19 protein-coding genes are annotated in these 24930 nt (G+C 72.4%); 12 read left to right on the top strand and 7 right to left on the bottom strand.

Annotated features, from left to right (window positions below; genetic code table 11):
- Positions 1 to 104 precede the first annotated feature (104 nt).
- Both LZ495_RS37255 and LZ495_RS37250 read right to left on the bottom strand, forming a co-directional pair.
- Positions 105 to 1070 (bottom strand): pirin family protein, encoded by a 966-nt coding sequence (locus tag LZ495_RS37255; RefSeq protein WP_235057606.1) that lies wholly within the window; start codon positions 1068 to 1070, stop codon positions 105 to 107.
- Between the two features lie 90 nt (positions 1071 to 1160).
- A complete protein-coding gene (locus LZ495_RS37250) occupies positions 1161 to 2036 on the bottom strand; it encodes an MmyB family transcriptional regulator (RefSeq protein WP_235057605.1) in 876 nt (291 codons plus the stop codon).
- 230 nt (positions 2037 to 2266) lie between these two features.
- Between LZ495_RS37250 and LZ495_RS37245 the strand changes: the two genes are divergently transcribed.
- From LZ495_RS37245 to LZ495_RS37235, 3 genes are all read left to right on the top strand, one after another.
- Positions 2267 to 3217: an NADP-dependent oxidoreductase gene (locus LZ495_RS37245; RefSeq protein WP_235057604.1), complete on the top strand. Its 951-nt coding sequence runs from the start codon at positions 2267 to 2269 to the stop codon at positions 3215 to 3217.
- A gap of 350 nt (positions 3218 to 3567) precedes the next feature.
- On the top strand, positions 3568 to 5205 hold the full coding sequence (locus LZ495_RS37240) for a CocE/NonD family hydrolase (protein WP_372498700.1): 1638 nt from the start codon (positions 3568 to 3570) through the stop codon (positions 5203 to 5205).
- A 155-nt stretch (positions 5206 to 5360) separates the two neighbouring features.
- On the top strand, positions 5361 to 6341 hold the full coding sequence (locus tag LZ495_RS37235; RefSeq protein WP_235057603.1) for a phosphatase PAP2 family protein: 981 nt from the start codon (positions 5361 to 5363) through the stop codon (positions 6339 to 6341).
- Here LZ495_RS37235 and LZ495_RS37230 read toward each other — a convergent pair.
- Entirely contained in the window at positions 6302 to 9355 is a 3054-nt protein-coding gene (locus tag LZ495_RS37230) for a bifunctional [glutamine synthetase] adenylyltransferase/[glutamine synthetase]-adenylyl-L-tyrosine phosphorylase (RefSeq protein WP_235057602.1), read from the bottom strand. The genes LZ495_RS37235 and LZ495_RS37230 overlap by 40 nt on opposite strands.
- Positions 9356 to 9703: 348 nt before the next feature.
- On the opposite strand from LZ495_RS37230, the gene LZ495_RS37225 reads away from it, so the two are divergent.
- On the top strand, positions 9704 to 10324 hold the full coding sequence (locus LZ495_RS37225) for a TetR/AcrR family transcriptional regulator (RefSeq protein ID WP_235057601.1): 621 nt from the start codon (positions 9704 to 9706) through the stop codon (positions 10322 to 10324).
- Positions 10325 to 10438: 114 nt separating this feature from the next.
- On the opposite strand, the gene glnA2 is transcribed toward LZ495_RS37225, so the two are convergent.
- Complete coding sequence (gene glnA2, locus LZ495_RS37220; protein WP_235057600.1) at positions 10439 to 11800, bottom strand: gamma-glutamylpolyamine synthetase GlnA2; 1362 nt, start codon at positions 11798 to 11800, stop codon at positions 10439 to 10441.
- A gap of 201 nt (positions 11801 to 12001) precedes the next feature.
- Between glnA2 and LZ495_RS37215 the strand changes: the two genes are divergently transcribed.
- The 7 genes from LZ495_RS37215 to LZ495_RS37185 all read left to right on the top strand — a co-directional run bounded on the left by LZ495_RS37215 (position 12002) and on the right by LZ495_RS37185 (position 20141).
- Positions 12002 to 12442, top strand: a complete 441-nt coding sequence (locus LZ495_RS37215; RefSeq protein ID WP_235057599.1) for a carboxymuconolactone decarboxylase family protein — start codon at positions 12002 to 12004, stop codon at positions 12440 to 12442.
- Positions 12439 to 13371, top strand: coding sequence for an RNA polymerase sigma factor SigJ (sigJ, locus tag LZ495_RS37210; RefSeq protein WP_235057598.1), 933 nt, complete (start codon positions 12439 to 12441; stop codon positions 13369 to 13371). The genes LZ495_RS37215 and sigJ overlap by 4 nt, the downstream gene beginning before the upstream one ends.
- Positions 13372 to 13474: 103 nt before the next feature.
- Positions 13475 to 14710 carry a CmpA/NrtA family ABC transporter substrate-binding protein gene (locus LZ495_RS37205; RefSeq protein ID WP_235057597.1) on the top strand — a complete coding sequence of 412 codons (1236 nt, stop codon included), beginning with the start codon at positions 13475 to 13477 and terminating at the stop codon, positions 14708 to 14710.
- Positions 14707 to 15633 (top strand): nitrate ABC transporter permease, encoded by a 927-nt coding sequence (gene ntrB, locus LZ495_RS37200; RefSeq protein WP_235057596.1) that lies wholly within the window; start codon positions 14707 to 14709, stop codon positions 15631 to 15633. Before LZ495_RS37205 ends, ntrB begins: the two co-directional genes overlap by 4 nt.
- Positions 15630 to 16424 carry an ABC transporter ATP-binding protein gene (locus LZ495_RS37195; protein WP_235057595.1) on the top strand — a complete coding sequence of 265 codons (795 nt, stop codon included), beginning with the start codon at positions 15630 to 15632 and terminating at the stop codon, positions 16422 to 16424. Before ntrB ends, LZ495_RS37195 begins: the two co-directional genes overlap by 4 nt.
- 160 nt (positions 16425 to 16584) lie before the next feature.
- On the top strand, positions 16585 to 18345 hold the full coding sequence (locus tag LZ495_RS37190; protein WP_235057594.1) for an NAD+ synthase: 1761 nt from the start codon (positions 16585 to 16587) through the stop codon (positions 18343 to 18345).
- A 44-nt stretch (positions 18346 to 18389) separates the two neighbouring features.
- Entirely contained in the window at positions 18390 to 20141 is a 1752-nt protein-coding gene (locus tag LZ495_RS37185; protein WP_235057593.1) for an acyl-CoA dehydrogenase family protein, read from the top strand.
- 40 nt (positions 20142 to 20181) lie between these two features.
- Here the strand turns inward: LZ495_RS37185 and LZ495_RS37180 are convergent, their stop codons facing one another.
- From LZ495_RS37180 to LZ495_RS37170, 3 genes are all read right to left on the bottom strand, one after another.
- A complete protein-coding gene (locus LZ495_RS37180) occupies positions 20182 to 21204 on the bottom strand; it encodes an endonuclease/exonuclease/phosphatase family protein (RefSeq protein WP_235057592.1) in 1023 nt (340 codons plus the stop codon).
- A 199-nt stretch (positions 21205 to 21403) separates the two neighbouring features.
- Entirely contained in the window at positions 21404 to 22081 is a 678-nt protein-coding gene (locus LZ495_RS37175) for a TetR/AcrR family transcriptional regulator (protein ID WP_235057591.1), read from the bottom strand.
- A gap of 4 nt (positions 22082 to 22085) precedes the next feature.
- The gene (locus tag LZ495_RS37170) at positions 22086 to 23666 is read right to left on the bottom strand and encodes an MFS transporter (RefSeq protein ID WP_235057590.1); all 1581 of its coding nucleotides are present in this window, start codon (positions 23664 to 23666) and stop codon (positions 22086 to 22088) included.
- A 253-nt stretch (positions 23667 to 23919) separates the two neighbouring features.
- On the opposite strand from LZ495_RS37170, the gene panB reads away from it, so the two are divergent.
- A complete protein-coding gene (panB, locus tag LZ495_RS37165; RefSeq protein ID WP_235057589.1) occupies positions 23920 to 24843 on the top strand; it encodes a 3-methyl-2-oxobutanoate hydroxymethyltransferase in 924 nt (307 codons plus the stop codon).
- Positions 24844 to 24930 lie beyond the last annotated feature (87 nt).

The raw sequence follows: 24930 nt of genomic DNA, 5'->3' as shown, positions 1-24930 counted from the left end.
CGATATCTACCCTTCACGTACCACACTCTTCCCCACCCCGCCGCTCTCCCGCGGGGCTCCTCGCCGGGCCGGTGGCGGCATGCGCGGCGAGGAGCCGGAGGGGGTCAGCGGACGCGGCCCCGGGGTTTGAGGGGCAGGGTCGGGAGTTCGGGGGCGTCGAGGCGGGGGGCGTGGTAGCCGTGGACCTCGCCGAAGCGTTCCGCGGCCTGCCACTGGGTGCGGGCCTCGGTGATCTCGTCGTGGCTGCGGCCGACGAAGTTCCACCACATGACGATCTTCTCCTCGAACGGCTCGCCGCCGATGAGGATCAGGTTGGCCGCGCTTTCGGTGCGCAGCGCGAGGTCGCGGCGGCCGCAGCCGAGGTAGAGGAGGGAGCCGACCGGGACGGGGACGCCGTCCACGATCGCGCCCGGCTCGGTGGCGATGACCGCGTACTCGAAGTCGCGTTCCAGGGGCAGCCGGAGGTCGGCGTCCGCGGCCAGGGTCAGGTCGGCGCCGACGATGGGCGAGTACGCGGCGCCGGGCGAGCGGGCGCCGTCGACCTCGCCCATGATGACCGTGCCGTCGAGGCCCGGGGCGGTGAAACGGGGCAGGTCGGCGTGCAGTTCGAAGTGCGGGTCGGTGTTGCGGTGCGCGTCGGGCAGGGCGGTCCACAGCTGGACGTTGTGCAGGAACCGCGGGTGCGGCACGGGTGATTCCTCGGAGTGCGCGATGCCGCGCCCGGAGGTCATCAGGCCGAGCTGGCCGGGGCGCACGGTCGCGGTGTTGCCCTCGCTGTCGCGGTGCAGCATCTCGCCTTCGCGCAGCCAGCTGACGGTCTGCAGGCCCATGTGCGGGTGCGGGGCGATCTGCGCGCCGGGCTGGTCGGCGATGTCGTCGGGGCCGGTGTGGTCCAGGAAGCACCACGGGCCGACCATGCGGCGGCCGAGGGTGGGGAGCATGCGGCGTACCGGGCGGTCGTCGCCGATGGTGACCACGCGCCCGGGGATGAGTTCGTGGACCGGGGCGGCGGAGACGTCCTCGCGTCCGCCGCACACCCGCTCGACCGGATGGGTGTCGAGATCACTCATGCCGCCGCCTCGCTTCGCTCGCTCATGCTCGGGCCTCGTCCTCTGCGGTACGTCGGGTCCGGCCGCCGGGTGGCCGGCCGGTTTTGTCGATCATGGCGCCACGGTAACCGCAGCCCGGGGCCCGGCGGCGAAGGTCTCGCCGCCGACCACCCGCAGCAGTTCGAGCTGTGCGGAGTACGCGGAGTCGGCGGGCGGCGTGAAGATCAGCAGCTGCTGGTCCTCGTTGGGGGTGAGCAGGCGCTCGCACACGAGGTCGACGGCGCCGACCACGGGGTGCAGCACGCGCATCCGGGTCTTGCGCCGGACGCCGACCTCGTGGAGTTCCCAGAGCCGGGTGAACTCCTCGCCGGTGCCCCGCAGTCGGCGGACCAGGCGGGTCGCGGCCTCGTCGGACGAGCGGCGCGTGACGGCCGCGCGCAGGTCGGCGACGTGCAGGCGGCTGTAGTGCTCCCACTCCTCGCGCGGATAGGCCTGGCGTACGCCCGGGTCGGTGAACCAGCGCCAGACGATGTTGCGGCCGTTCTCGGACGTTGTGCACACACCGCCGAACAGCTCGGCGGCCAGGGCGTTCTGGGCGAGCACGTCGCCGAGGTCGCTGAGGATCTGCGCGGGGGTGTCCTCGATGCTGCCGAGGAGGTGGAACAGCGCGGCGCCGACCGTCTCGCCGGCTTTGCGGCCGGCCGGCGGGCGGTGCCCGGCCAGGAGGTAGAGGTGGTCGCGCCCGTCGTCGTCGAGGCGCAGGGCGCGGGCGAGGGCGGCGAGCATCTGGGTGGACGGCTGCGGGCTGCGGGCCTGTTCGAGCCGGATGTAGTAGTCCGCGGACATCCCGGCCAGCACGGTGACTTCCTCGCGGCGCAGGCCCGGGGTGCGGCGCCGGGCGCCGTCCGGGAGCCCGACGTCGGCCGGGCGCAGGCGCTCGCGGCTGCGCCGCAGGAAGTCAGCGAGCTCGCGGCGGTCCATCTGCATGTCGTGTCTCCCCCTCCGATGCGTAGCCGGGGACCGGCGATCCCAGGCAGGGCGGTCCGCTCCTCATCGCAGAGCAAGTCCGGCAGGGTCGTGGTTGTTCCCAGCAGGCCGAGGCGGCGAACCGCCCGGCCCCACTGATTTAACTATACGGTTCAGTGTGTTTTCAATACTGAACGGTGTGGTTTGGATTTGCGACCGCGACCACGACCGCGACCACGAGGTGGGTACCCATGTCCCGAGCAGTGCAGTTCACCGACTACGGCAGCACCGACGTCCTGGAGGTCGTCGAGGTGCCCGAGGAGCAGCTCCCCCAGCCCGGCCCGGGCCAGGTCCGGATCCGGGCCGAGGCGATCGGGGTGAACCCGCTGGACTGGAAGATCCGCTCCGGCGTGCTGTCCGCGGTCTTCCCCGTCGCGTTCCCGCACGTGCCGGGCCAGGACGTGGCGGGCGTCGTCGACGCAGTCGGCGAGGGCGTGACCGCATGGTCGGTCGGCGACGAGGTCTTCGGCATGGCCGCCCGTACCTACGCGGATCACGTCGTGGCCGACGCAGACCGGCTGGCCGCCAAGCCCGCGGACATGCCGTGGGCGCTCGCGGGGGCGCTGCCGACCGCGGCGGACGCGGCGTACCGGGCACTGGCCGAGGTCGGCATCGACGAAGGCGCGGGGACGGGTGCGGGCGACACCGTCCTCGTGCACGCGGCGGCCGGCGGAGTCGGCACGCTGGCGCTGCAGTTCGCCCGCGCGGCGGGTGCGCGGGCGATCGGCACGGCGAGCGAGGGCAACCACGACTACGTGCGCAGCCTGGGTGCCGAGCCGGTCGCGTACGGGCCCGGCCTGGCCGACCGCGTGCGGGCGGTCTCGGCGCATGGGGTGGACGCTGCGGTCGACTTCATCGGCGGCGGCGTGCTGGCCGACTCGGTCGCGCTGGCCGGCGGCCCGGACCGCGTCATCAGCATCGTCGACCCGGTCGACGCGGGCGCGAACGGCGTGCGGTTCTCCTCCGGGCACGGCGGCGAGGACTACCTGCTGCGCGCCCTCGCGAAGGCCGCCCACCTGCACACGGCCGGCACCCTGACGCTGCCGCTGGCCGAGGTGTACCCGCTGGAGGAGGCCGCGGCGGCCCACAAGGCCAGCGAAACCGGCCGCATCCGCGGCAAGTTGGTCCTGGTCACCCGCTGATCCGCGCAGCCGGGGCCACCATGGCGCCGTCCCGCGCCGCCGTCGGGGGCAGGCGGGACGGACAGGCGCTCCGGCGCGGCGGCCGACCGAGTCGAGGCTGCGCGCGTGGGGGCACCAGAGGGCGGGGCGGGTCAACGGACCCGCCCCGCCCGCACGTGCATGGGCGCCCTGGCCGCTGCCCTCGCGGTCGCGTCCGGCGCGCAGCCGTACGGCGTCCCTGCGGGCTTTGCGGTTTCGTTATGTTCGGTGGCGTTACCTCAGGTAACTCCCGGGGGTTACTCTCCAGTCACTTAGTTCGGCTCTTCGGCTCTACGCACCCGCCCACGATCCCCCCGTCATTGGGAGAACGCGTGAGAGAGCGATACGAACGGACCCCCGCAGCCCCGCGCCCCCGGCGCGCCAGGACACGCCTGGCCGCCGTGCTGGCCCTGCTCGCCGCCCTGCTCGTGCCCGGTGTCGGAGGCGCGCAGCAAGCGTCGGCGGCCGGGCCCTCCTTCCGGTTCGTCGACATCCCCGTGGCCCCCGGCGTCGCCCTCAAGGCCAACGTCTACGTGCCCGCCGGGGCCGACGCCGCGCACCCGGCGCCGGTCGTCGTGATGCCGGCCAGCTGGTCCATGCCGACCCTCGAATACGTGGTGCCGGCCCGGCAGTTGGCCGAGAGCGGCTACATCGCCCTGTCCTATACCGCCCGCGGATTCTGGCTCTCCGGCGGCGAGATCGGCGTGGCCGGCCCGGACGACGTCGCGGACATCTCGCGGGTGATCGACTGGGCGCTCGCCAACACGCCTGCCGACGCGTCCCGCATCGGCATGGCCGGCGTGTCGTACGGCGCGGGCCTCGGCCTGCTGGGCGCCGCGCACGACCCGCGTATCAAGGCCGTCGCCGCCCTGAGCGGCTGGGCCGACCTGGTCGACTCGATCTACATGGGCCAGACCCAGCACGTGCAGTCCGCGGCCGGTCTGGCCGTCGCGGGCTATCTGACCGGGCGCCCGTCCTCGGAGTTCAGCCAGTTCCTGGTCGACTTCCTGACCACCGCGAACGTGCCCGAGCTCATCGCCTGGGCGAACGTCCGCTCGCCGGCGACGTACGTGGACCGGCTCAACGCCAACGGCGCCGCGGTCATGCTCGCCAACGCGTGGGGCGACAGCATCTTCCCGCCCAACCAGCTCGCCGAGTTCTACGGGCGGCTGACCGTCCCCAAGCGCCTGGAGTTCCGGCCCGGCGACCACGCCACGCCCGAGATCCCCGGGCTGGCCGGACTGCCCAACGACACGTGGGCCAACACTCGCGCCTGGCTGGACCGCTATCTCAAGGGCACCGACAACGGCATCGACCGCCAACCTCCCGTGCAGATCAAGCCGCGGCTCGAAGGAGGGTACGAGGGCTACGCCGACTGGGCGGATCTCACCGGTTCGCGGCTCGATCTGCGGCTCGGCGACAACGGCTGGTCGCGCACCGGGCCGCTGGCACCGGACGCGGGCACCGGGTGGTCCACCCGGATCGGCACCAACGTCGACTCGGGCGCCAACGGCGGGATCATCTTCCTGACCAACCTGGTCGAGGAGTACCTGCGCATCCCGCCGACCGTGTCGGTGCCGATGCTGCCCCGCGCGGTCGCCGCGGTGTGGCAGTCCGACCGGTTGGCCGCGGAAAGCCAGGTCCGCGGTACGGCCAATCTGCACGTGACGGTCACCCCGACCGCGTCGCAGGGCACGTTCATCGCCTATCTGTACGACGTGGACGCGCTGGGCGTGGGCCGCCTCGTCACGCACGCGCCGTACACGTTCTTCGGCAAGCAGGCGTGGCGGCCGTTCGCGGCCGACGTCGAGCTGCTGGCCACCGCGTACGACGTCCCGGCCGGGCACCGGCTCGCGCTGGTCGTCGACACCGTCGACCTGCTGTACCTGGAGCAGAACCCGGCGCTGTCGTCGCTGGCCTTCGGCTCCCCGGCCGCCGACCCGTCGTGGATCTCGGTGCCGCTGCGCTGACCGGGCGGATCCGGGCCCGCCTGCCGTGTCCCGGCGGGCCCGGATTCCGGGCGGCCCCGTGCCGCCCGGGGTCGTCCGCAGGGCCTACCCGCACGGCCCCGAACCGTCCCGCCGGGTGATCTGGGGGCGTCGGGACTCTGGCAGACTTGGCCCTTATGGGGGAAACCGACACCCGACACAGCCCGCGGAAGCCGTCGACGCCGGCGGCGCCGCAGGCGACTTCTGCGGCCGCCGCAGCCACGTCCGCGGCGGTACGGCTCCGCACCTACATGCGCACGCCGCGCAGGCCTCGCTTCGTCGTCGAACTGGCCTTGGTCGCGCTCAGCTACTGGGTGTACTCCCTGATCCGCAACGCGGTGCCGAACCGCGAGGCGCTCGCCATGGAACGCGCGTGGCAGCTGCTCGATTTCGAAAAAACGCTGCACATCGACATCGAGTACGCGATAAACCATGCGGTCAACAAGATCACGTGGCTCATCGTCGGGATGAACTACTACTACGCCACGCTGCACTTCGTGGTGACCATCGGTGTGCTGGTGTGGCTGTTCCGCTGGCATCCGGGCCGCTACCGCGCGGTGCGCACGGTGCTGTTCGTGACCACCGGCCTGGCGCTCTTCGGGTACTTCTTCTACGCGCTCGCGCCGCCGCGGCTGATGCCCGGCGCCGGATACATCGACACCGTCCTGGTGCACGAGACGTGGGGCTCGATGGCCTCGGGCAACATGAAGAACGTCTCCAACCCGTACGCCGCGATGCCGTCGATGCATATCGGCTGGTCGACGTGGTGCGCGCTGGCGATCTGGACGTTCGCCCGGCCCATGTGGGTGCGCGTGCTGGGGCTGCTGTACCCGGTCGCCACGCTGATCGTGATCATGGCGACCGGCAACCACTTCATCCTCGACGCGGTCGGCGGGTGGATCACGCTGGCCGCCGGCTTCGCGATCCAGCGGCTGCTGAACGGGCGCTCGGCGTACCGGTTCCCGCGGTACACGCCGGACGACCCGCGCTCGGAAGAACGCGCGGGCCCCGGCGGCCCGGACGGACCGCCCGGGGCCGGGGCCGGCGACGGCTCGCCGGCAGGCGCCGGGTCCGGCGGTCAGCGCGAACGGGCGGGCGCGTCCTCTCCCTCGCCGTAGAACACCCGGTCGACCACGGCGCGCGCGTGCCGCGTGATGCGCCGGTAGTCCTCGATGACCGTGCCCGCGCCCACCGGCCCGGCGCCGGTCGCCCGGTAGCCGAGCAGGCGCGCCACACCGGCCAGTTCCCGCACGTCCGAGGGGAACTGGTCGGACGGGCGGCCGCGGACCAGCATGACCGCGTTGCGCACCCGGGTGGCCTCCAGCCAGGCGTCGTCCAGCACCTTGGCGTCCTGCGCGTCGAGGAGGCCGGCCTCGGCGGCCGCGGCGAGCGCCTCGCGGGTGCCGGTGGTACGCAGTGCGGGCACGTGGTGGGCGTGCTGCATCTGGAGCAGCTGGGCGACCCATTCGACGTCCGCGAGGCCGCCCCGGCCCAGCTTGGTGTGCGTGGTGGGGTCGGCGCCGCGCGGCAGGCGCTCGGCCTCGATGCGGGCCTTCATGCGCCGGATCTCGCGGACCTGGTTGTCGGTGAGTCCGGCGGCCGGCCAGCGTAGCGGGGCGACCAGGTCGAGGAAGCGGGCCCCGAGGTCGGCGTCCCCGGCGACCGGCGCGGCGCGCAGGAGCGCCTGGCTCTCCCACAGCTTCGACCAGCGCTCGTAGTAGGCGCGGTACGAGGCCAGCGTGCGCACCAGCGGCCCCTGGCGGCCTTCCGGGCGCAGGTCGGCGTCGACGACCAGCGGCGGGTCGGTGGCGGGCAGCTGCAGCAGGCGGCGCATCTCGTTGGCGACGGCATGGGCCTGCTTGGCCGCGACCGGCTCCGGCACGCCCTCCTCGGGCTCGTGCACGAAGACCACGTCGGCGTCGGAGGCGTAGCCCTGCTCGTGGCCGCCGAAGCGGCCCATCGCGATGACCGCGAGCCGGGTGCCGACCGCGCCGCCGATCTGCCGGGCGTACTCGTCGGTGGCGGCGCGCAGGGCGCCGCCCAGGGTGGCCGCGGTGACGTCGGAGAGCGCGCGGCCGACCTCGTCGACGTCGAGGCGCCCGAGGACGTCCGCGGCCACGATGCGGAACAGTTCGCGGCGGCGCACGCTGCGCGCGATCTGCACGGCGACCTCGGCGCTGGGCGCGCGGCCCACCGCGGCGAGGATCTCCGAGTCGAGGGCGGCGAGCGAGCGCGGCCGCAGCCCGTCCGGGTCGCCGAGCAGCGCGACCGCCTCGGGGGCGCGCAGCAGCAGGTCGGGGGCCAGGCGTCCGGACGCGAGGACGCGGGCCATGTTCTCCGCGGCCGCGCCCCCGCCCGAGCCCGCTCCCGAGTCGCGGAGCAGGCGCAGGTACCAGTGCGTGTTGCCGAGCGCGTCGGAGACCTGCCGGAAGGCCAGCAGGCCGGCGTCCGGGTCGGCCGAGTCGGCGAACCAGCCGAGCATGACCGGGAGCAGGGTGCGCTGGATGGACGCCCGGCGGCTGACCCCGGAGGCGAGGGCCTCCAGGTGCCGCAGCGCGCCCGCGGGGTCGGCGTAGCCGAGTGCTTCGAGGCGCTGGGCGGCGGCTTCCGGGGTGAGGCGGGTCTCGCCGGGCTGCAGGCGGGCCACCGCGTCCAGGAGCGGGCGGTAGAAGAGCTTCTCGTGCAGCCGGCGCACCTCGTGCTGGGTGCGCCGCCAGGTGGCCTCCAGCTCGCCGACCGGGTTGGCCCGGAAGCCCAGTGAGCGGCCCAGGCGGCGCAGGTCGGCGGAGTCGGTGGGCAGCAGGTGGGTGCGGCGCAGCCGGTGCAGCTGGATGCGGTGCTCGAGGAGCCGCAGGAAGCGGTACGCCTCGTCGAGGGCGGCCCCGTCGGCGCGGCCGACGTAGCCCTCCGTGGACAGCGCGGCGAGCGCATCCAGGGTCGATCCGCTGCGCAGCGAGGCGTCCGCGCGGCCGTGCACGAGCTGGAGGAGCTGGACCGCGAACTCGATGTCGCGCAGCCCGCCGGGGCCGAGCTTGAGTTCGCGCTCGACCTCGGTGTGCGGGATGGACTCGACGACGCGGCGGCGCATGGCCTGGACGTCGGCGACGAAGTTCTCGCGCTGCGCGGCGGTCCACACCAGCGGGGCGATGCGCTCGATGTAGCGGCGGCCCAGGGCCAGGTCGCCGGCCACCGGGCGGGCCTTCAGAAGGGCCTGGAACTCCCAGGTCTTGGCCCAGCGTTCGTAGTAGGCCAGATGGCTGGCCAGGGTGCGGACCAGCGGCCCGTTGCGGCCTTCCGGGCGCAGGTTGGCGTCGACCGGCCAGATGGTGCCCTCGCGCGTGGTGTGCGAGCAGGCGCGCATCATGGCGGCGGCGATGCGGGCCGCGGCGGCGAGTGCGGTGCCTTCCTCGACGCCGGGCGGGGCCTCGGCGACGAAGACGACGTCCACGTCGCTGACGTAGTTGAGTTCGCGGCCGCCGCATTTGCCCATGCCGATGACCGCGAGGCGGCATTGGTCGGCCTCGACGGGGTGTTCGCGGCTGACCAGGTCGAGGGCCGCGTCGAGGGTGGCGCCGGCCAGGTCGGCGAGCTCGGCGGCGACCTGGGCGACGTCGGCGGTGCCGCACACATCGCGGGCGGCGATCGAGAGCAGGCAGCGGCGGTAGGCGACGCGCAGCGTGTCGAGGGCGGCATCGCCGTGCAGTTGGCCTTGCGAGCGGTCCTCGAGGGCGGCGCGCAGGGTACGCCGGAAGTACTCGGGCGTGGGGTGGGCGTCCTGGACGTCGTACGTGACCAGGGTGCGCCAGTCGCCGGGATGCCGGGCGAGGTGGTCGCCGAGCGCCGCGCTGACGCCGAGCACGCCGAGGAGCCGGTCGCGCAGCGGTTTGGCGGAGGCGAGCGTGGAGAGCAGGACCGGCCGGTCGTCGGCGGCCTCGGCGAGGCGGACCAGGCCCAGCAGGGCCAGGTCGGGGTCGGCGGTCGCGGACAGGGCCTCGAGCAGCAGCGAGTCGTCCCGTATCCCGGCGAGTGCAGGGTCCGCGAGGTGCCGCGCGGCTGCGGCGGCATCGTGGAAACCCAGCCTGACCAGCCGCGCCGTGGACACTCCCGGGGTTACCGGATCCCATGTGGTCACCAGCCGAGACTATCCGCGCGCCCCGTGCGCCCCAACAGCTGACCCGCCGTCAGGTTCCGGAGTCGGCAGGCAGCAGGCAGGCAGTGGGCAGGCAGTCGGCGGGTATCGACGCCCGGAATGCAACATGCGGCCGTCGGAAGGGAGCTTCCGACGGCCGCACGCCGTAGGCGCGTCCCGATCCATCGAGTCCCCCGACCGCGATGACCGGTGCCGACGCGCTACCCGCCCGGTGGCCTTCCGGTGAACCGTCCCATCAGGTCGTCCGTCCCACGGCCTGGGGGATCCTCCGTCTTGCCAGTTCTCCATACGCCACCGTACGGGAAGTCACCCTACGTTAGCGTGTGAGGCATGCGCAACGGTGTTCCCTCGGACGATGTCCGGACAGACAGACCAGCACGGGCCGGCAGGCGCACCCTGTCCCGGGACGACTGGGCCCGCGCCGCGCTCGAGGCGATGCGCGAAAGCGGCCTCGGCGCCATCGCGGTCGAGCCCTTGGCCGAGCGGCTCGGCACGACCAAAGGCAGCTTCTACTGGCATTTCAAGGACCGCGACGCGCTGGTCCACGCCGCACTGGAGATGTGGGTCGCCGAGTCCGACGCGATGATGGCGGCCGCCGCCCGCATCACCGATCCGGCCGAACGCGGACGCTGGCTCACCGAGTTCGCGTTCACCGGGCCGCAGGGGGCGGACATCAGCACCACCCTCCTGATCAACTCGCAGCACCCGGTGGTCGGCCCGTTCCTGGAGCGCGTCACCGAGGACCGCATCGCGTGGGGCGCGCGCCTCAACGAGGAACTCGGGCTGGCCCCGGACGTCGCCCGGCAGCACGCGCTCGCCGCGTGGATGATCGCGGTCGGCATCGCCCTGGTACGCCGCGGCGCCCCGCAACTGCTGCCGCAGGGCGAGGAGTCCGACGCGTTCAAGCGCTACATCATGGAACTGCTCCGCCCGGGCCCCCGCCGACCGTAGGACCCGGCCCGCCGACGCGCCGAACGCACTGCGCCGGCCGGCCCGCCCCGTGGGGACAGGCCGGCCGGCGCAGTGTCGTGCGTACGGCCGTGCTGCGGTGCGCCGTGCGGCGGGTCAGAGGACCGGCAGGTACTTCCCCAGCTCGAACGGGGTGACCTGCTGGCGGTACTCCTCCCACTCCTGGCGCTTGTTGCGGAGGAAGAACTCGAAGACGTGCTCGCCGAGGACCTCCGGCAGCAGCTCGCTGCGCTCCATGAGCGCGATCGCCTCGGCCAGGTTCTGCGGCAGCGGCGCGATGCCCAGCGCGCGGCGCTCGGCGTCGGTCAGCGCCCACACGTCGTCCTCGGCACCCGGCGGCAGCTCGTAGCCCTCTTCGACGCCCTTGAGCCCTGCACCGAGCAGGACGGCGAAGGTCAGGTACGGGTTGCACGCCGAGTCGATCGAGCGCACCTCGATACGCGTCGACTGGCCCTTGGTGGGCTTGTACATCGGCACCCGCACGAGCGCCGAGCGGTTGTTGTGGCCCCAGCAGATGTACGAGGGGGCCTCGCCGCCCATGCCCGCGGTGCGCGCCGACGCGCCCCACAGCCGCTTGTAGGAGTTCACCCACTGGTTGGTGATGGCGGCCATCTCCGCGGCGTGCTTGAGCAGGCCGGCGATGAAGGAGCGCCCCACCTTGGACAGCTGGTACTCCGCGCCCGCCTCGTAGAAGGCGTTGCGGTCGCCCTCGAACAGCGACAGGTGGGTGTGCATGCCCGAGCCCGGGTACTGCGAGAAGGGCTTCGGCATGAAGGAGGCGAACACGCCCTGCTCCAGCGCGACCTCCTTGACCACCAGGCGGAAGGTCATGATGTTGTCCGCGGTGCTCAGCGCGTCCGCGTAGCGCAGGTCGATCTCCTGCTGGCCGGGGGCGCCCTCGTGGTGGCTGAACTCCACCGAGATGCCCATGTTCTCCAGCATGGTGATGGCCTGGCGCCGGAAGTCGTGGCTGACCGTCTGCGGCGTGTGGTCGAAGTATCCGCTGTGGTCCACCGGGGTCGGCGGGGTGCCGTCCAGCGGCATGTCCTTGAAGAGGAAGAACTCGATCTCGGGGTGCGTGTAGAACGTGAAGCCCCGGTCCGAGGCCCGCTCCAGCGTGCGCTTCAGGACGTAGCGCGGGTCCGCGAAGGACGGCGAGCCGTCCGGCATGAGGATGTCGCAGAACATGCGGGCGGTCCCGGGCGCCTCGGCGCGCCACGGCAGTATCTGGAACGTCGCAGGATCCGGCTTGGCCAGCATGTCGGACTCGTGCACGCGGGCGAAGCCCTCGATCGCCGAGCCGTCGAAGCCGATGCCCTCGGCGAAGGCCTGTTCAAGCTCGGCAGGGGCCACGGCGACCGACTTGAGGAAGCCGAGGACGTCGGTGAACCACAGGCGCACGAACCGAATGTCGCGCTCCTCCAGCGTGCGAAGCACGAACTCCTGCTGCTTATCCATGGGTACATCTTGGCCTGTCCCGGTTGCGAACACATTACGGGGCCTCCAACAAAAGATCGGCGGCGCAAAACGGCCTGCCCCCGGCGTGACCGGCGTCACACCCAAAGCGCCCGGGGACTGTCACATCCGGCACCCGCTGCCCCGTCGTACTGGTGACCGCGCCGCATCCGGCGGCCGGCGAAGCACAAAGGAATCCGTGCCATGCAGCAGCGCATGAACATGTTCGAGGTCGCTCCCGAGGGCTACAAGGCCGTGCTGGGCCTCGAGCAGTACGTCCGCGCCAACGTCGACCACACGCTCCTGGAGCTGGTGAAACTGCGCGCCTCGATGCTCAACAACTGCGCGTTCTGCGTCGACATGCACAGCACCGACGCGCTCAAGGCCGGCGAGGACGTGCGGCGCCTGTTCGCGGTCAGCGCGTGGCGCGAGTCGCCGTTCTTCTCCGCCGAGGAGCAGGCCGCGCTGGCGCTCACCGACGAGGTCACCGAGCTGGGCGAGCACGGCGTCACCGACGAGGTGTGGGCGGCCGCGCAGGACGCCTTCTCGGACCGCGAGCTGGCCGACCTCATCCTGGCCATCAGTACGATCAACGTGTGGAACCGGATCGGCGTGAGCACGCACCTTCAGCCCCCGGCCCTGTGACCGTCGCCGCCCCTGGCAGCGACGTGTACGACGAGGTCTTCGAGCAGCACCGCCCGGTGCTGCTCGGCCTCGCGTACCGCATGCTCGGCAGTTGGTGGGATGCCGAGGACACCGTGCAGGACGCCTGGCTGCGCTGGCGGCGCAGCGGACCGGAGTCGGTCGCCGACCCGCGCGGCTGGCTGGTCACCGTCACCACCCGCATCGCGCTGGACCAGCTGCGCTCGGCGCGCCGGCAGCGCGAGACGTACGTCGGGCCGTGGGTGCCCGAACCGGTGCCCACCGGCCGGCTCGCCCTGGACCCCGCGGAGACCGCCGAGCAGCGCGCCACCGTGTCGCTGGCCGCGCTGCGCCTCATGGAGCAGCTGACGCCGCCCGAGCGCGCCGTCTACCTGCTGCGCGAGGCGTTCGAGCTGCCCTTCCAGGAGATCGCCGACGCGCTCGACGTGGGCGCCGCCAACGCGCGCCAGCTGTACCACCGCGCGGCGGCGCGGCTGGCCGGCGACAAGGCCCGGTTCGCGGTGGACGGCAGCAGGCACCTCGCGCTCGTGGACCGCTTCGTCGCGGCGGCGGCGACCGGGGACCGCGCCGGGCTGCAGGCGCTGCTCGCCGACGACGTGGTGCTGTGGAGCGACGGCGGCGGCAAGGTCCGCGCCGCGCTCAACCCGGTGCACGGGCCGGCCAAGGTCATGCGCTTCCTGATGGGCGTCCTGGACAAGGCGCCGCAGGCGCGCTGCTACCGGCTGGACGTCAACGGCGGCCCTGCGGTGCTGTTCGTGCTGGGCGAGCACCGGCTGCTTTTGAGCTTCGAGACTCGCGACGGAAACATCGCCGGGATCCAGGGCGCGGCCAACCCGGACAAGCTGCGAACTATCACCATTCCGGACCGGGCCCCGTGTTTCGTGCACGGGTCCGGGCCTTTGCCGGTCTGAGTCGCGGCCATCATGCGCGCCGCGGCACCGGCGCGGCAGAGCTTCACTGCGCGGTGACGGCGGGGAAACAGCGCCGTAGAGCGGCGTGCCTACCTTCCGTGGCATGGACAGACGAAGCTTCCTCCGCGCCGCGGGCGCCACCACCCTCGCCGCCGGCCTCACCGCCGCCTGCGGGAGCGACGACACGAAGAGCGGCTCCACGCCCGGGGGGTCCGGCGGGGCGAGCGGGCCCAAGCGCAAGGTGAAGCTCGGCTTCATCGCCCTGACCGACTGCGCGTCCCTGGTCATGGCGCAGGAGCTCGGCTACTTCGCCAAGCGCGGACTGGACGTCACCATCGAGAAGCAGCAGTCCTGGGCGACCACCCGCGACGCGCTGCTCAACGGCCAGATCGACGGCGCGCACTGCCTGTTCGGCATGCCGTTCTCGGTGGCCACCGGGATCGGGGGCGACGGATCGACCGCGCTGAAGATCGCGATGATGCTGAACCACAACGGCCAGGCGATCACCTTGAAGAAGGGCTTCTCCTCGGTCGGCTACGGTGATCTGGCCAAGGCCAAGGCTGTCCTGGAGGCCAAGGAGACCACCTTGGCGATGACCTTCCCCGGCGGCACCCACGACATATGGCTGCGCTACTGGCTGCGCGCCGCCAAGGTCGACACGAAGGCCGCCAAGATCATCACGATTCCGCCGCCGCAGATGGTCGCCAACATGAAGGTCGACGCGATGGACGGCTACTGCGTCGGCGAGCCCTGGAATGCGGTCGCGGTCCAGCAGGGCATCGGCTTCACCCACCTGACCAGCCAGGACCTGTGGCGCGGCCACCCGGAGAAAGCCCTCGTGGTCAACGAGGCCTTCGCAACCGGCAAGCGGGACACCCTGAAGGACGTGATGGCCGCCGTGCTGGAGGCCAGTCGCTGGCTCGACAACCCCGCGAACCGCAAGAACGCCGCGACCACCATCTCCGCGAACCAGTACGTGAACGCCCCGGCCGCCGAGATCGAGGGCCGGCTGACCGGGCGCTACCAGCTCGGCGCCGGGCTGCCGGACAAGACGTACACCACCGACATGATGCGGTTCTTCGACGACGGCCAGGTCAACACGCCGCTCAAGTCGCACGGCCTGTGGTTCCTCGCGCAGTACCAGCGGCTCGGCATCGCCAAGAACCCGATCGCCGACCCGCAGAAGCTCGTCGACTCGATCATCCTGTCCGACCTCTACAAGGAGGTCGCGGAGGCGGAGAAGATCCCCGTCGCCACCGACATGCAGCCGTTCGACGTGCAACTGGACAGCGCCCGCTTCGACCCGAACGACCTCGCCAAGGAGGTGGCTCGCGCATGACGACACAAAGCGACGCACCGGTCGCCACCCTGCCGGACGAAGATCCGGCCCCGCAGACCGCACCAGCCGCGACCGAGTCCGGAGTGCGGGCCGGGGCGGAGGGGGAGTCCGCCACTCCCCCGCCGCCCCGGCGTACCGGCGGCAGGCTGCGCGGCGCGCTCGAAGCGTGCGCATGGTCGCTGGTGGGGCTCGCGGTTCTGGTCGGGCTGTGGCTGTGGGCCGCCGACGGCACCCCCGAACTCCCCACCCCGCTCGACGTGCTGGGGAACCTCGGCGACCTGCTGTCCGACCCGTTCTACGACAACGGTCCCGGCGACAAGGGCATCGGCCTGCAGCTGCTCACCTCGCTGCAGCGGGTGTTCACCGGCTTCGCACTCGCTGCGCTCGTCGGCATCCCGCTCGGCCTGCTGATGGGCGGCAACCGCCGGGCCTGGCAGGCCGCGAACCCGGTCGTCCAGCTGCTGCGCCCGGTCTCGCCGCTGGCATGGTTCCCGCTCGGCCTCGTCGTGCTCAAGGACAGCCCGCAGGCCGCGGTGTTCGTCATCTTCGTCACCGCGCTGTGGCCGATCGTCCTCAACACCGCGGCGGGCGCCGCCTCGGTGCCCGAGGACCAGCGCAATGTGGCCCGGGTGTTCCGGTTCGGCAAGGTCGCGTACGTGCGGCATGTGATGGTGCCGCACTCGCTGCCCTCGATCGTGACCGGGCTGCGGCTGTCGATGGGCATCGCGTGGATGGTCATCGTGGCCGTCGAGATGCTGTCCGGCAGCACCGGGATCGGCTCGTTCGTCTGGAACTCCTACAACGGCGGCGACCTCTCCGAGGTCATCAGCGCCATCGTGCTCATCGGCGGTGTCGGGTTCGCCCTGGACATGTTCTTCCTGTGGCTGCTCCGCATCGTCGGCGGAAAGGCGGCCACCCCGTGAGTGACCTGGTCATCAAGAACCTGCACAAGTCGTTCGGCGGACGCCGGGGCGTACCGCCGCAGCACGTCCTGCGGGACATCGAACTCACCGTCAAGCAGGGCGAATTCGTCTCGCTCATCGGGCACTCCGGATGCGGCAAGTCGACGCTGCTGAGCATCGTCGCCGGCCTGCAGCGCGCGGACGCCGGGTCGGTGATGCTGGGCGGGGCGGAGATCACCGCGCCCGGCCCGGACCGGGCCATGGTGTTCCAGAACTACTCGCTGCTGCCCCGGCTGAGCCTGCTGGCCAACGTCCGCGAGGCGGCCCGCGCATCGCGCCCGGACCGCTCCAAGGCGCTGCTGGACGAGGCCGTCGAGCGGTATCTGACCGCGGTCGGGCTCTGGGAGCAGCGCAACAAGCTGCCCAGCCAGGTGTCCGGCGGCATGCAGCAACGCACGGCGGTGGCACGGGCGTTCGCGGTCGGCCCGAAGGTTCTGCTGCTGGACGAGCCGTTCGGTGCTCTGGACGCCCTCACCCGGGCGCGGCTGCAGGAGCAGCTGCTCGAACTGTGGAGCACCGAGTCCACCACCGAGACCGTCCTGATGGTCACGCACGGCATCGACGAGGCGATCCTGCTCGCGGACCGCATCGTGGTGATGGGCAATCCGCCGGGCCCGTCGGTGGTCGAGGTCATCGACGTCGACCTGCCGCGGCCGCGCGACCGGGTGACGGTCATCGACCAGCCGGCGTACCGCGGCGTGCAGGAGCGGCTCCTCGCGCTGCTGCACGCGGACAGTGCCGCAGCGGCCTGATCCCCGCCTGCCGGGCCGGTCCGGATCGCGCCTCCGGACCGGCCCTCGGCATGCCCGGAAGCACGTCCGGGAGTACGTACGGGCGCCAAGCGCGACGCGACACGCGGAGACCTGCACCACTAATCGTCAAACTGACATCAAGGTCGGCTATGCTGCGGGCATGCCCCAGCTTCGGATCGCCCTGAGCCAGATCAACCCGACCGTCGGCGACCTGGCCCGCAACGCGGACCTCGTCGTCGCGTGGACCAAGCGCGCGGCCGGCCGCGGTGCGCACTTGGTCGCCTTCCCCGAGATGGTGCTGACCGGCTACCCGGTCGAAGACCTCGCGCTGCGCTCGTCCTTCGTCGAGGCGTCCCGCCGCACGCTGGACGCGCTCGCGGCCCGGCTGGCCGGCGAGGGCCTGGGCGAGACCACCGTCGTGGTCGGCTACCTGGACCGCTGCGAGACCGCCACGCCCCGGCTCGGCCTCCCGGCCGGCGCGCCGCAGAACGCGGTGGCGGTGCTGCACGGCGGCCGGGTCGTGATCCGCTCGGCCAAGCACCACCTGCCCAACTACGGCGTGTTCGACGAGTTCCGCTACTTCGTGCCGGGCGACAAGCTGGCCGTGGTGCGCGTGCACGGCGTCGACGTGGCGCTGGCGATCTGCGAGGACCTGTGGCAGGACGGCGGCCCGGTGGCCGCGGTGCGCGCCGCGGGGGCCGGGCTGCTGCTGGTGGTCAACGGCTCGCCGTACGAGCTGGCCAAGGACGACGTGCGCCTCGAACTGGTGCGGCGGCGCTCCGCCGAGGCCGGGTGCGCGCTGGCGTACGTCAACATGGTCGGCGGGCAGGACGAGCTGGTCTTCGACGGCGACTCCCTGGTCGTCGGCGCCGACGGCGAACTGCTCGGACGTGCACCGCAGTTCGAGGAGGAACTGCTGATCGTCGACCTGGACCTGCCGGCCGCGTCCACCGACGACAGCGCGTACAACCCGGGCGACGTGGTCGCGGACGGCCTGACCATCGTGCAGGCCACCGTGTCGGACACCCCCGTGGAGCCGTACGAGCCGGCGCCGGCGAGCACCGCCGAGCGGTTGTCCGACGACGCGGAGATCTACGGCGCGCTGGTGTCCGGGCTGCGGAACTACGCGGCGAAGAACGGCTTTCGATCCGTGCTGCTGGGCCTTTCCGGCGGTATCGACTCCGCACTGGTCGCGGCGATCGCCGCGGATGCGGTGGGTGGGGCGAACGTCTACGGCGTGTCCATGCCGAGCAAGTACTCCTCCGACCACTCCAAGGACGACGCCGCGGACACCGCGGAGCGCATCGGGCTCAACTACCGGCAGGTGCCGATCGCGCCGATGGTCGACGCGTACCTCGACGCGGTGAAGCTGACCGGGGTGGCCGAGGAGAACCTCCAGGCCCGGGTGCGCGGCACCACGCTCATGGGCATCTCGAACCAGGACGGGCACCTGGTCCTGGCCACCGGCAACAAGAGCGAACTCGCTTGCGGGTACTCCACGCTGTACGGCGACGCCGTGGGCGGCTTCGCGCCGATCAAGGATCTCCCCAAGACGCTGGTGTGGCGCATCTCCCGCTGGCGCAACGAGGAGGCGCTGCGGCGCGGCGAGACGCCGCCCATCCCGGAGAACTCCATCACCAAACCGCCGAGCGCCGAGCTGCGGCCGGACCAGAAGGACAGCGACTCGCTGCCGGACTACGAGATCCTCGACGACATCCTGGACGACTACGTCGAGCAGGACATGGGCCGCGACGCGATCGTCGCCGCGGGCTTCGATGCGGCGCTGGTGGACCGCGTGCTGAAGCTGGTCGACACGGCCGAGTACAAGCGCCGCCAGTACCCGCCGGGCACGAAGATCTCCCTGAAGGCCTTCGGCCGCGACCGCCGGCTGCCCATCACGAACCACTGGCGCGAGGGATAGAGGAAGCTCTTTCTTCATAAAGATTGCCTTGTTACCGTGCGGCGGTGACCGACGAGGAACGCCTTCTCCGCCGGACCGCCGCACGGATAGCCGAGGCGCTGCGGCCGGCGAACACGGACGCCTTCACGGCCGCGGGCGACCGGATCGACGTCCTGCGCGCCGCGGGGCTGACCGAGCTGCGCGCCCCGGGAACCGATGCGACGGCGGCGCAGGTGGCCGTCGTCGCCGCCGAACTCGCCCGCGCACTCGCACCCGTGCGGTACCTCGAAGACGCGGTGGCGACCGAAGGCCGTCGCCCCGGCGCAGACGGCCCCGCGGTCGACGCCTTCGCACTCGCCCTCGCCGCCGCCGACCTCGTCGGGACGGCGCGCGGTGCGCTCGACGACGCGGTCGAATACGTCCGGACGCGCAAGCAGTTCGGGCGCGCGGTGGGCGGCTTCCAGGCGGTCGCGCACCTTGCCGCCGAGGCTGCTGTCGACCTCGCCGCCGCGGAGGCGTTCGCGGACCATGCCGCCTGGGGCGTGGACCATTTGCCGACGCCTGAAGCGCTCTCGGTCGCGTACGCCGCCCGCGCGGTGTGCGCCGAGGCGGCAATCGCCGTGTGCGAAACGGCGATCCAGCTGCTCGGCGGCATCGGGATGACGTGGGAGCACCTGGCGCATATGCGGCTGCGGCGTGCGCATGAGCTCCGGCTGCGGGCTCCCGGCGTGCGCCCGGCGGCCCCGCTGCCGGACCTGCGCGGGCTGGACTCGCCGGACGAGGCCGCGTTCCGCGGCGAACTGGCCGCGTGGGCCGACGGCATCGGTGCCACCGCCGCCATGAGCCGACGCGCCTGGCACCGGCTCTTGTACGACGCCGGATATGTGGGTGTCTCGTTTCCGGTGGAGGCGGGCGGGCGCGGGCTGGCACCCGCCTACGAGGCCATCGTCAACGACGAGCTCGGGTTCCGCGGGCTGCCGCCCGTGCCGCCGATCGGGCATCTGGCGCATGCCATAAGGCGCTTCGGTACGGCCGCGCAGCGCGAGGAGTACCTGCCGGGACTGCTGTCCGGCAAGGCCGCGTGGTGCCAGGGGTTCAGCGAGCCCGAGGCGGGGTCCGACCTCGCCGCGCTGGCCACCCGGGCGCGCCGGGACGGGGACGCGTACGTCGTCGACGGCACCAAGATCTGGACCAGCGACGCCGTGGACGCCGACCACTGCCTGCTGCTGTGCCGCACCGGCGAGCCGGGGCATCGCGGGCTGTCCGTGCTGCTCGTGCCGATGGACGCGCCCGGGGTGCGTGTCGTGCCGATCGTGACCGCTTTCGAGACACGGGAGTTCGCCCAGGTGTTCCTCGACGGCGTACGGGTCCCGGCCGCGGCGCGGCTGGGCGGCGAGGGGGACGGCTGGGGCATCGCGATGGCGCTGCTCGGCTACGAGCGCGGCCCCGCCGACATCGGGTGGACCTCGCGGCTCGCCGCGGCGGTGGCGGACATGCGCGACCGGGGCACCGCCGACCCCGTCCTCGCGCACCGCCTCGACCATGCCGAACACTGGCTCTACGCCCTGCGGTTGCGGGTCCGCGCCCGGCTCGCGGCACGGACCGGCGACGACGACCCGGGGCCGGAGGGCTCGATCGACAAGCTGCTGCTCACCCGGGTCGACCAACTCGTCGGCCGCCTGCGCCTGGACCTCGCCGGCCCGGACGCGATGACCGGCTACCTGTGGTCCCGGGCCGCGGGGATCTACGGCGGCACCGCGCAGATCCAGCGCGACATCGTCGCCCAGCGCGTGCTCGGACTCCCGCGGGCCCGCTAGGCCTGCCCGGGCCGTGCCTGGGCCGTGCCCGAAGGCCGGGTCAGAACTTGAAGTCCGCCTGCACGGGACGGTGGTCGCTGGTGGTCTTCGGGAGCACCTTGGCGCTGACCGGGTCGAGGCCCCGCACCATCACGTGGTCGATCGCGGCCATCGGCAGCGATGCCGGCCAGGTGAAGCCGAAGCCGCCGCCGGCCGCGTCCTGGGCGTCGGTGAGGCCGTCGGTGAGCGGCTCCAGGCCGCGGTCCGCGACGGTGCCGTTCAGGTCGCCCGCGACCAGGACGTACTTGGCCGGGTCCGCGTCGACCGCGGCGGCGAGCCGGCGCACGGTGTCGTCGCGCTGGTCGATGCCGAAGCCGCCCGGCCCGAACCGCACCGAGGCGAGGTGCGCGACGTAGACGGTGACCTCGCCCTTTTCGGTGACCAGCTTGGCGCGCATCGCGCGGGTCCAGCCCATGCCCACGTCGACCGGCTCGACGTCCTCGATCGGGAAGTTGCTCCACAGCGCCACGGTGCCCTCGGCCGCGTGGTACCGGTAGGCCTTGTCCAGGACCGCGCCGTAGCGGCCGCGCTGGCCGCTGGGGATCTCCTCCAGCGCGACCACGTCGGCCTTGGCCTCCAGCAGCGAGCGGGCGGTGCCGGCCGGGTCCGGGTTCTCGGCGTTGATGTTGTGGGTGACCACGCGCAGGTCGTACGGGCCGCTGCCGGCCGAGGAGAAGACCGTGCCGCCGAACATCGCCAGCCACACGACCGCGGGCAGCGCCGAGGCCACCAGGGCGGTCCAGGAGCGGCGTACCGCGGCGGCGGCCAGCAGCGGGAGCAGCAGCAGGCCGGTCCAGGGCAGGAAGGTCTCCAGCAGCGAACCGATGTGGCCCGGCGTGTTCGGCACCAGGCTGTGGCCGCCGATCAGCAGGGCGACGAGCAGCGCGAAGACCGCGACGATGCGGCCGCGGCGCCAGGCCGGACGTGCCATGAGCTCCTGGAAGCCGGGCCACGACCAGCGCCGGCTCCCCCGGGCGTCCGCCGCCGGCGGCGTCGGGGTGTCCGTCGTGGTGGGCCACGTCATCTGCGCTCTCCCAAGGTCGTCCGGAGGTCCTCCGGCCGGCGGCTGCTTTCGCGTGCGCCGAATGTCGCATACGTCCTCTGAGGACGCCTGCCGCCGTCCGGGAGGTTCCCCGACGGCGCCGCCGGGACGTTTCCGGGACAGGACCGTCACAAACCTCGCCGGCGGACGTGCCCTTGCGCCTCGGGAGTCGCCGGAAGTCTCAGGAGTGCGGCCCGGGGGCCGCGACGCCGCGCAGGACGGCGTCCACGATCTGCTCGGGGAGTCCCTCGGGCAGCTCGGTGTCGTGGACCATCTTGCGGACCAGCAGCGGTGCGGAGAACAGGTCCTTCATGACCTCGATCGGGAGGTCGTCGCGCAGTTCGCCGGACGCCACCCCGCGGCGCAGGATCTCGCGCATCGCCTCGCGGCGGCGCTCGATCACCACGTCGTGGTAGCGGCGCCACAGCTCGGGGTGCCGCTTGACCTCGGTGAGCACGATCGAGACGAGCCCGCCGGCCCGCTGGTCGACCAGGTTGGTGCGCAGCGCGGTCAGCAGCAGGACCAGGTCGTCCCGGGCGCTCTTGCCGGGCAGTTCGGGGATCGGGTGCTCGGCCGCCTCGACCGCGGCGATGACCAGGGCTTCCTTGTTGGGCCAGCGCCGGTAGATGGTCGCTTTGCCGACCCCGGCGGCCTGCGCGACCGCCTCGATGGACAGCGCGCCCACGCTGCCCTCGTCGGCGATCAGGCGCAGCGTGGCGTCCAGGATGGCGCGCTCCACCGCGGCGCTGCGCGGACGGCCGCGCGGACGCGCACCGGGCACCGCAGGGGTGCAAGGGGCGTCCGGCGCGGCCGTCTCGGCGCTCTCGGCCGGGCCGTCGGTGTCGGTCGCGGAGCTCATCGCCCTAGACCTTAGCGGTCTCGCGGGCCTGCTCAGGCAGGCTTCCGGCAGCCGGGACGGCCTTGCGCGGCATCCACTTGAAGACCACGAACGCGCCGATCGCACCGACGATCGCGGAGCCGAGCGCGCTGTAGTGCATGGCGTGCACGAAGGCGTCCTTGGCGGGGTCCACCCATCCGGCCCCGGCAGGCCCGGCGTGCGCGGCCGCGCCGAGGGTCGCCTCGACGGACTCGTCCGCGCCCTTGGGCACGCCGTTCCCGGCGATCTGGTCGCGGTAGACCGAGGAGAGCAGCGAGCCGAGGACCGCGACGCCGAGAGCGCCGCCGACCTGCCGGACGGTGTTGGTGACCGCCGAGCCGGCGCCCGCCTTCTCACGCGGCAGCGAGGCCATGACCGAGTTGGTGGCCGGCGGCATGACCAGCGACATCCCGACGCCCTGCAGGAAGAAGACGACGAGCAGGATCCACATCGGGGTGGTCCGGCCCATCGGCAGGAAGCCGAGGAAGGTCGCGGTGACCAGGATCATGCCGGCCGTGGTGACGGCGCGGACCCCGAACTTGCGCACGAAGCCGGCGCTGCGCGGCGCGAACATCAGCTGGCCGATGGCCAGCGGGAGCAGGAACAGGCCGGTCTGCAGCGGTGTGTAGCCGCGCACGCTCTGCAGGTAGAAGGCCATGAAGAAGGTCACGCCCATGAGCGCGAAGAAGACCAGGCCGATGGCCGCGGAGGCGGCCGAGAAGGACGGCTCGCGGAAGAACTTCACGTCCAGCGCGGGGTGGTCGCTGCGCTTCTCGTACCAGACGAAGACCGCGAGGATCGCGACGCCGACGGCGATGGTGGCGAGCACCTCGGGGCTGGTCCAGGAGTCCTCGCCGCCCTTGATGATGCCGTACACCAGCGAGACGAGGCCGGCGATCGACAGGGCCACGCCGCCCGGGTCGAGCTTGCCGGGGCGCGGGTCCTTGGAGTCGGGCACCACGAAGACCATGGCGAGCACGCCGACCACCACGATGGGCACGTTGATCAGGAAGACCGAGCCCCACCAGAAGTGCTCCAGCAGGATGCCGCCGGTGATCGGGCCGATGGCGATGGCCAGGCCGACCGCGCCGGACCAGATGCCGATCGCCTTGGGGCGCTCGTGGGGTTCGAAGACGTTGCTGATGATGGACAGCGTGGCGGGCATCACGAAGGCCGCGCCGAAGCCCATCACCGCGCGGGCCGCGATCAGCTGGCCGGGGCTCTGCGAGATGGCCGACAGCAGCGAGGCGATGCCGAAGACGACCATGCCGAAGAGCAGCAGCTTCTTGCGGCCGAACCGGTCGCCCAGGATGCCGGCGGTGAACAGCAGGCCGGCGAAGACCAGCGTGTACGAGTTGATCGCCCACTGGAGCTCGCTCTGCGAGGCGCCGAGGCCGGCGTCCGGGTCGGCGATGACCTTGATGGCGACGTTGAGGATCGAGTTGTCGAGGACCACCACGAGCAGGGCCACGACCAGCACGCCGAGGATGTACCAGCGGCGCTTGTGGATGTGCTCGGGAACGGTGCGCGGCGGGGCCGCGGCCGGGCGGTTCTCCGGTGGGTTCACAGCGGCTCTCCGAGGGGTCGGCGGCCCTGGAGGGCCGGCATCAATACGATACGGATCGGTCTCGTTTCTATGCAGACGACGATACTCTCATTTTCGATACGGTCTAGTCTCGTATCGTAAATACTCGGCAAACCGCCGGGGCCGGCGAGCAGTCCACAAGGGGACGAGCGGCCCTTTCATGGGCACGCGTCACGTGCCACCATGGCGTTAGTCCGGGGACGCCGACCGTGCGCCTCGAGATGAGGAGTCCGACATGTCCGAGCAGCACTCGTCCGTGCCCCAGCCGGCCGCAGAGCCCGCCGCGAGCGCCCCGCCGACCGCACCCCAGGCGGTACCGGAAGGCCCCGGGCTGACGCTGTACGGCGGTACCGGAACCGGCCGTCGCGTGACCGTCCGCGACCTCGCCCGGGCCAAGCAGAGCGGCGAGAAGTGGCCGATGCTCACCGCCTACGACTCGATGATCGCGTCGGTGTTCGACGAGGCCGGCATACCGGTCCTGCTCGTCGGCGACTCGGCGGGCAACAACCACCTCGGCTACGAGAACACCATCCCCGTCACGGTCGACCAGCTGGTCATGCTCACCGGCGCCGTGGTGCGCGGCACGCAGCGCGCCCTGGTCGTCGCGGACCTGCCGTTCGGCTCGTACCAGGTCTCCCCCGCCCAGGCCCTGGAGACCGGCGCGCGCTTCCTCAAGGAGGCCGGCGCCGGCGCGGTCAAGCTGGAGGGCGGCGTGGCGATGGTGCCGCAGGTCGAGGCGCTGGTCACGGCCGGCATCCCGGTCATGGCGCACATCGGCCTGACCCCGCAGTCGGTCAACGTGCTCGGCGGCTACCGGGTGCAGGGCCGCGGCGACGAAGCAGCCGCCCAACTCCTCGCCGACGCCAAGGCCATGCAGGCCGCGGGCGCCTTCGCGGTGGTCCTGGAGCTGGTCCCCGCGGAGCTGGCCGCCAAGGTCACGGCGCAGCTCGACATCCCGACCGTCGGCATCGGCGCGGGCTCCGGCTGCGATGCGCAGGTCCTGGTGTGGACCGACATGGCCGGCCTGACCCCGGGCCGGCTGCCGAAGTTCGTCAAGCAGTACCTCGACCTGCGCGGCGCACTCGGCGATGCGGCCCGGGAGTTCGCCGCCGACGTGGTCGGCGGTTCGTACCCGGGCCCGGAGCACGCCTTCCACTGAGCCCGCGGAACCCCCGCTGCGATGACGCGGCGCCGCCCCCCGGGGCGGGGGGGGGGGGCCCGGCCAACAGCACGGGCCCGCACCCGG

This window comes from Yinghuangia soli, assembly GCF_021502675.1.
Taxonomy (GTDB): Bacteria; Actinomycetota; Actinomycetes; order Streptomycetales; family Streptomycetaceae; genus Yinghuangia; species Yinghuangia soli.
Note: the sequence above shows the minus strand (reverse complement) of the source record. Positions and strands in the feature narration are given on the sequence as shown.